A 6,955-nucleotide genomic window follows, 5' to 3' on the forward strand; every position below is an offset into this window, starting at 1 on the left:
ATAATCCCAGTTTTTTTAAAAAATTATTTAGCTTGTCCTGAAAGAAGTTCTGCACGTTGCGCTAATTGAACATACAATGTTGAGCCGCTTACTGATAAGCCTTCTAATTCTCGACGAGTATTGAAGTGATAACTCTTTTGAGCAGTACCATTTTCAGATACCTTGAAGATGTAATCGTTAAAGCCAATGTAGAACGAACCGTTACCATATGCAAATCCTTGTACAGGTGAGTTAGTAATAAATCTACCCTTAGTAGCACCAACTTGAGTAGCCTTCCAAGCACCATTTCCTTGAAGATCTAATTTCCAGTATTCGTACTTGTTGTAGCCACCATTACGGAATAACGCATACATAGTACCATCGCCAACAAAAGTTGCGTTGTGAATGTAACGGTTTGAAGCGATGCTAAATGTCCAAATCTTATCAATCTTCATATCACTCTTACGAATTCGAAGAATTTCTTCTGATTTAGGACCATTAGTATAGTTATTATCATTAGCCATCACATAGATATATGAGCTTGAAGAACCTAATGATTGACCATGACCTAGTTTAATGTATGGACTAACTTTAATGTTTCTTGAATATGACTTAAATGCACTCCAACTCATAGTAGTTAAATTTTGAGCAGCTGTTTTACTTCGAATGGCATTCAAATTGTACATTGCAAGGTGTCCATATTGGCTTGAACTACTAGTATACAATGAAGTTACGAATTGACCATTGTTAACAGTAATACCTTCTGGAATTACGCCAACTTGACCCATTGCATCTCCTGCTTGACCATAACCCAAACTTAAGAAGCGAGGTTGGAACAAACGAGTTCTTAAAGTTAAACCATTTGATGAGTAAGTGTTACCACTAGTTTCAGAAGTGAAGTGGTGTGCAGCATTCCAATTCTTTGAAGAGCTTTTTGAGCTACCAGTCCAAGTAGTCGTATCTTTGAAACCTGTTTTTGGATCAACATTACTTGCGCCTTTTTCTGGTGCATCTACAACATCAACCTTAACACTAGCTTTAGCCTTACCATAGCTATAATTTACAGTTGCAGACTTTGTTGATACTCCAGCTTGAGAAACTTGTACCTTGCTTGGATTAATCGCGGTCCCTTGACTATCTGTTACATAGTTAATTGCATCTCTAGTTGAGAAGCTTGATGCACTGTTACTTTGAACAGTAACTTCCTTTGCCACTGAAATTTCATTACGTGCAAAGAAGTTTTGGCTTACCCAGCCAACATGACGACCATTTACATAGATGTCCCAGAAGTTACCCTTCTTAGTTGAAACATAGCGCTTTGACTGAATTTGACCATATTTAAAGTCAGCAGTTGAACCAATTTTACTTGAAGGGCCACTACTTGAAACACTACGGTAGATATCATAGTTGCCGTTACCAGCAATCTTAGTGACAGCCTTACTAAAGCTTTTAGCCTCAACATTTTGCGCAGCAACATTACTTGCAAGTACACCACTAAATAACAAAGCACTTGCAGCTAATGCAACAGTAAACTTTTTATTCATTCATTTTCTCCCTCGTATAAACACTTTATTATTTATGCTTTGAATAAAATACACGATTGATTTTACCACATAGCTTCACAAAAAATAACATGTATTATAAGAAAAATTGAAAAAGCGAGTAAAAAATAAGTTAGCGCTTCACGTGAAACACTAACTTATTTTTCACAATTTTCCATGAACCAATTCTGATCTTTTGGCTAATTCTACATAAATTGTTGAGCCTTTAACCGACAAGCCTTCGATTTCGCGACCGATGTGGAAATGATAATGTTTGAGAACTCTACCATTTTTAGCCACCTTAAAGATATTGTCGTTAAAGCCAACATAATATTTACCGTTTGAATAAGTAAAAGCCTGGACTGGTGAATTTTCGACTAGAACTCCTTTAGTTGCACCTAATTCTTTTGCTCGCCAGACTCCCTTCTTTAATGATAGCTTCCAATATTCATACTTATCATGAGTCAAACTATGAAACAATGCATACATCGTTTTTCCATTTACAAAAGTTGCATTGTGAATATAGTGGTGCGGTGAAATGCGAAAAGTCCAAATTTTATCAATCAGCATATTACTTTTCTTCACCCGTAGAATTTCCTCTGAGCGATTTCCATTGAGGTACTTGTTGTTATCTGCCATGACATAAATATATTTTCCTGTAGATCCCAAGGACTGACCGTGACCGATTTTTATATAAGGACTCACACGAATATTTTTAGCGTAATGTTTAAAAGTATCCCAATCAAGTTTTCGTAAATTCTGAGCAGCTGTTTTACTCTTTATCACATTTAAATTGTACATGACAAGATGTCCATGCAAACTATCTGCGCTTGGCAAAATGGAAGTAACGAATTTATTGTGGTGGAGCGTAATCCCCTCTGGAATCACGCCAACTCGACCAATCCATTTTGAAGGAATATGATCACCGATGCTAACAAAACGTGGTTGGAACAAGCGTGTTTTCAGCGTTAAATCACCGGCTTTAAAAGTATTACTCTGAGTTTCTGGAGTGAAGCCGTGAGCAGAATTCCAGTTCTTTGAAGATTTAATCGATGACCCTTTCCAACCCTTTACCGCCTTTGATCCGCGCTTGGGCTTTTTTGTAACATGACCATTAGTTTTTCGATAAACAGTAAACTGCGCATGCGCCACAGCTTTTCCGTATCGGTAAGTCACATAAGCTGATCTAGTGCTAACCGCACTTTGAGATACATGCACTTTAGATGGTAAAACAGCGGTACCTTCCTTGTCGGTTGCGTAGTTAATTGCATCTCGAGTTGGCATACTGTAACTTGGATTTCTTTCTACAGAAATATTTTTAGCAACTGAAATTTTGCTCCTCTTGAAAAACTTCTGATTAACCCAACCAACGCGGCGACCATCGACAAAAATATCCCAGTACTTTCCCTTATGAGTTCTGAACGAAGCATCAGATTGAATCGTACCATGTTTAAAAAATCGTGTGCTAGTAATTCTCTGAGATGGTCCACTTCTTGTAACTTGATTAAAAATTCCATAGTTGCCGTTGCCAGCAATTTTGGTGACAGCAACTGGATAACTCTTAGCATAAACTGTTTTAGTATTTGCTTTATTGGCAAATGAAACACTTATCAGTATTGCGCTTGCCAATAGAGTAATTCGAAACTTTTTATTCATTTTTACTCCAGAATTGAAATTTCCTTTCTAAAATCCAATTGATTATTTTAGCACAACATTGATCTTTAAGATCCATCAATTAAAAATATTTATGCGCCAAAAAATCCTTTAGAAACAGTTCGTTCCAAAGGATTTTTATTTATTATATTTATACTTATATTTCTATTTATTTTTATGTGTCAATGCATATATCTGTTTGTACATATTAATCTATATAAGTTTTAAATCTGAAGTTGAAATCCAGACTTGTTTTTCACTTATACGAGCCATCCAAATACCATCAATCTGCTTCAGTTCAAAAATTCTTACTTTCCTTTGTCTTATCTTTTGTCTTGATAGTTTACCTGATTTTAAATAGAGTTTTACGATTTTATTTTTAAGACTTACTTTACCACTGAATTTTAAATTTGATCTCTTAGTTAAGTCTTTTAACTGTTTGAATGAGATCTTCGTCCACACTCCATTGATCTTAGCAATTAACTTACCCTTTTTAATTTGAACTAGAATTGTCGTTTTCTTTGCAGTTTGTGTCGATTCATTGTTAAGCTCTGCTGAAAATTGAGTAGTTTCAGTATTTTGATTTGTCGAAACAGAATCAGTTTTAACTGACGTGTTCGTTTCTCGTTGTGAATTTTCAAAAATAATTGGGTTTGACGAATTATTTGAATAATCTTTTTGATTAGACGTTTCTTTAGTTTCAGTCTGAGTAGATTCGTCTTTTGTGACTGGAGTTTGTGATTCTGTTTGTGCACCGTTATCACTTGTTGACGGATTATCTGTCTGGCTTCCTTGATCTACTGTGTCTTTCTTATCGTTTTCAGTTTGAGTTGAACCATCTTTAGTTTCGGTATCTGTTTGTGCACCGTCATCACTTGTTGACGGATTATCTGTCTGGCTTCCTTGATCTACTGTATCTTTCTTATCGTTTTCAGTTTGTGTCGAATTGTCTTGAGTATCAGGCTTTTCTAACAACTCAGCCAAAACTTCATACTGAGCAAGTTTTTTCTTTTCCTGAGTCAATTTTTCAGTTAACATTGCTCCCTTATCGTTCAAGGACGTGATTTTCTCAGAGATCCGCGCTAACGAAACTGCAGTATTATTCTGATCGTCATTCAATTCTTTTAATTGGTCAAAACAGTTAGTCTTCTTTTGAACTAGTTCTACACTCTCTTTATCAATTTCATTTAATCGTTTCTGAATTTTATCAATTTTAGAATTTAATTCCATTACCTTAACTTGATTAACTGACTGATCTTCTTTTAAGGAATTTAATTTATTTTGAAGTTCATCCTTTTTGATTTGAACAGCCGCTAATTGTTTTTCGAGTTTCTCCTCTTTTTCAACTCCCGAATCAATTTGAGCTTGCAGTTTTTTCTTTTGATCAAAGTGTGCCTTAATATTAGGCACTTTTGAAGCTGCTTTTTCTAGATCGGCAATGTCCTTCACCACAGCATTTTGATATTCTTTTACACTATTTTCATAACTCGCCTTTCCTTTGATTTTTCGATTCAATTCACTTTCGAACTGTTTTATTTGCTTAGTTAAAGCTTCTTTCTCTTTTTCTGATTGCTCTATATTTAATAAACTACTTAAATTTTCAATTTTCTCCTCTAACTGACCAATCTCTTCAGTATATTTGTTTACTAATTGTATTCTCTGTTCCAAATAAGACATATCTCTACCATAATTTTGAAGAGCTATTCTACTTTTTTCATCATTAGCAACAACCAACTTATCATTTATCGTCATTGCATCTAACGTATCCTTCAGATTCTGCAAAATTTCTTTTCTATCCTGAAGAGTTTCTTTAATCAAATTGAGCTGATCTTCATTTTCATTGACTCTTTCTTCTAAATTAATTTGAACCGTTTCAGAATCAATTAATTCATCTTTTGTTTTGCTCAAATCCCTTCCTAGCTCACTCAATTCTGATTGATTTTTCCTATTTTCGGAATTTAATACGTCCAGTTGTTTATCAATTGAGTCTTTTTCTTGTTCAATTTGTGCCAATTTTTCTTTAGAAACAGAAAACTGTTCATTCTTTTCTTGCAGTTTATCTTTCAGACTCTCAATCTCTTTTTGGTTCAATTCAATTTGTGTTTCAACATTAGCAATTTCCTTCTTTTGATCATCAATTAGATTTTTAACTAAATCATTTTGAGATTTTTCTCTATCTATTTTTTGATCATCAACTTTATCAGCTTTTACAGAATTTGAACTGTTTAAAAATAAAGTTGCAATGGCTGCAGAAGCTACTAATGGGATCATTTTATTAGAAATTTTCATTTTAGACATTTTTCTCCTTAATTAAAATAAATAGTCCTCTATTTATAAATACGCAAAAAATGCCTAAATATTTTTTTGAAAATAAAAAATAATCAGTAAATATAATTGTACATTTGCTGATTATTATCTTTAGAAATATATTTTATATTAAACGTTATAACCTACTTATCAAATAGTCTCATAAATATATTTATACTTGTTAATTTAAATATATTCTTGTGTCTAATAATATTGTTCTATATATGTTTTCTAAAAAGGCTGGATTAATAGTAATCATAGAAGCTAATTGTTCCTTTTGAAAAAGCCAATTTGGTATACTTGTCACCTTTAATTTCTCCAAATTGAATTGCTTCTTTAACTGTTAATTCACCTAATAAAACTTTGGTCCAGCTTTTAATAGTTCCTTTAATTTCTCCAGGTTTATCAGTTTTGGATATTTTCAATTCCTTATCCGTTTTGGTGATTTCCCAACTACCTTTATTCCAAGGGCACAATTTATCTTCTTTTACTTCAACAACAAAAGTTCCCTGATTCACTAACTTCATACTTGATAAAATTGTCTCAAAGTCAATGATGCGAGACATCATATATGGACGAATTTTAATATCTAACAGACTTTGATTGGAGAAAAAGTCAGCTAAATTATTGTTTGGCGCCGTAAGAATAGTGTATTTTGTACTACTATCTCCTAAACTTTCTAAAAAGCCTAGTAATCCTCTAAAACCATCGCCAGTTGTCGAGTACAGATCATCTACTTTTACGTTGGATCCATTAACTGTATAAAACATATATGCTTCAGGCAACCCAACTCTACCAAAATAGACGGCTAACTTGCGATCAGGATAGTAAGTCTGAAATCTTTGCCACCACCAATAAGGCCGATTCATAGTATTTCGTTCATTGGTACTATGCATTGGTATTTCGTAAAGTTGCGCAGCACCATTTTGAATAATAAGATCTTCCCACTTACCATATTTCACCTCGCCATCAGATGTCTTTTTGACGGTTTTTAAGGCCTTCTGAGTAAAATCGTATGACTTAAGGTAGATTGTATTCTCAAACCCGTATTGCTGGTAAAAAGACTCAGAGAACGGTGCTAAGTTCGTATATGGAATACCTTGATCATGAAGATCTTTTAGAATTTCCAGTATCAATTTGGAAATATTACCTTGTCCTCTACACTCCTTTGATGAGGATACATAACCAATTGCAGCCATCGGCAATTTCTTGGTAAAAACTCTGCTGTCAAAAGTATTAACCATTACATAACTAGCCAACTTATTTTCGTTTATAATTCCATAGCCATCACTATGTTTGTACCGACTATAAAAATTTGGATCTTTAGTCAAATCGCCTTTTTTATTAAAAGCTTCTTTAACAAGTACGGCGATTTGATTTAATGTTTCTTCATTCTTTTGTAGCTTCATATCGAGTATTTTAACTGAAACTTGAAAGCTAAGAATCACGCTCTTTCCGCGTGGCTCTTGGCTTTT

At 33.8% G+C, this 6,955-nt stretch carries 4 protein-coding genes; all 4 read right to left on the bottom strand.

Features of this window, described 5'->3' with window-relative positions; genetic code table 11:
* Positions 1-23: 23 nt before the first annotated feature.
* On the bottom strand, positions 24-1,523 hold the full coding sequence (locus FC46_RS05185) for an LBA0864 family S-layer associated protein (RefSeq protein ID WP_057798549.1): 1,500 nt from the start codon (positions 1,521-1,523) through the stop codon (positions 24-26).
* A gap of 162 nt (positions 1,524-1,685) precedes the next feature.
* Entirely contained in the window at positions 1,686-3,176 is a 1,491-nt protein-coding gene (locus FC46_RS05190) for an SH3-like domain-containing protein (RefSeq protein ID WP_057798551.1), read from the bottom strand.
* A 210-nt stretch (positions 3,177-3,386) separates the two neighbouring features.
* A complete protein-coding gene (locus FC46_RS05195) occupies positions 3,387-5,471 on the bottom strand; it encodes a hypothetical protein (RefSeq protein WP_162253136.1) in 2,085 nt (694 codons plus the stop codon).
* 254 nt (positions 5,472-5,725) lie between these two features.
* On the bottom strand, positions 5,726-6,955 hold a 1,230-nt coding region (locus FC46_RS05200; RefSeq protein WP_162253137.1), incomplete at its 5' end, for a GNAT family N-acetyltransferase.

It is taken from the genome of Lactobacillus kalixensis DSM 16043, assembly GCF_001434335.1.
GTDB lineage: Bacteria > Bacillota > Bacilli > Lactobacillales > Lactobacillaceae > Lactobacillus > Lactobacillus kalixensis.

Excerpts from the sequence above, each read along its gene's own strand:
- FC46_RS05195 (WP_162253136.1), bottom strand. The coding sequence starts at position 5,471 with ATGTCTAAAATGAAAATTTCTAATAAAATGATCCCATTAGTAGCTTCT.
- FC46_RS05185 (WP_057798549.1), bottom strand. The coding sequence starts at position 1,523 with ATGAATAAAAAGTTTACTGTTGCATTAGCTGCAAGTGCTTTGTTATTT.
- FC46_RS05190 (WP_057798551.1), bottom strand. The coding sequence starts at position 3,176 with ATGAATAAAAAGTTTCGAATTACTCTATTGGCAAGCGCAATACTGATA.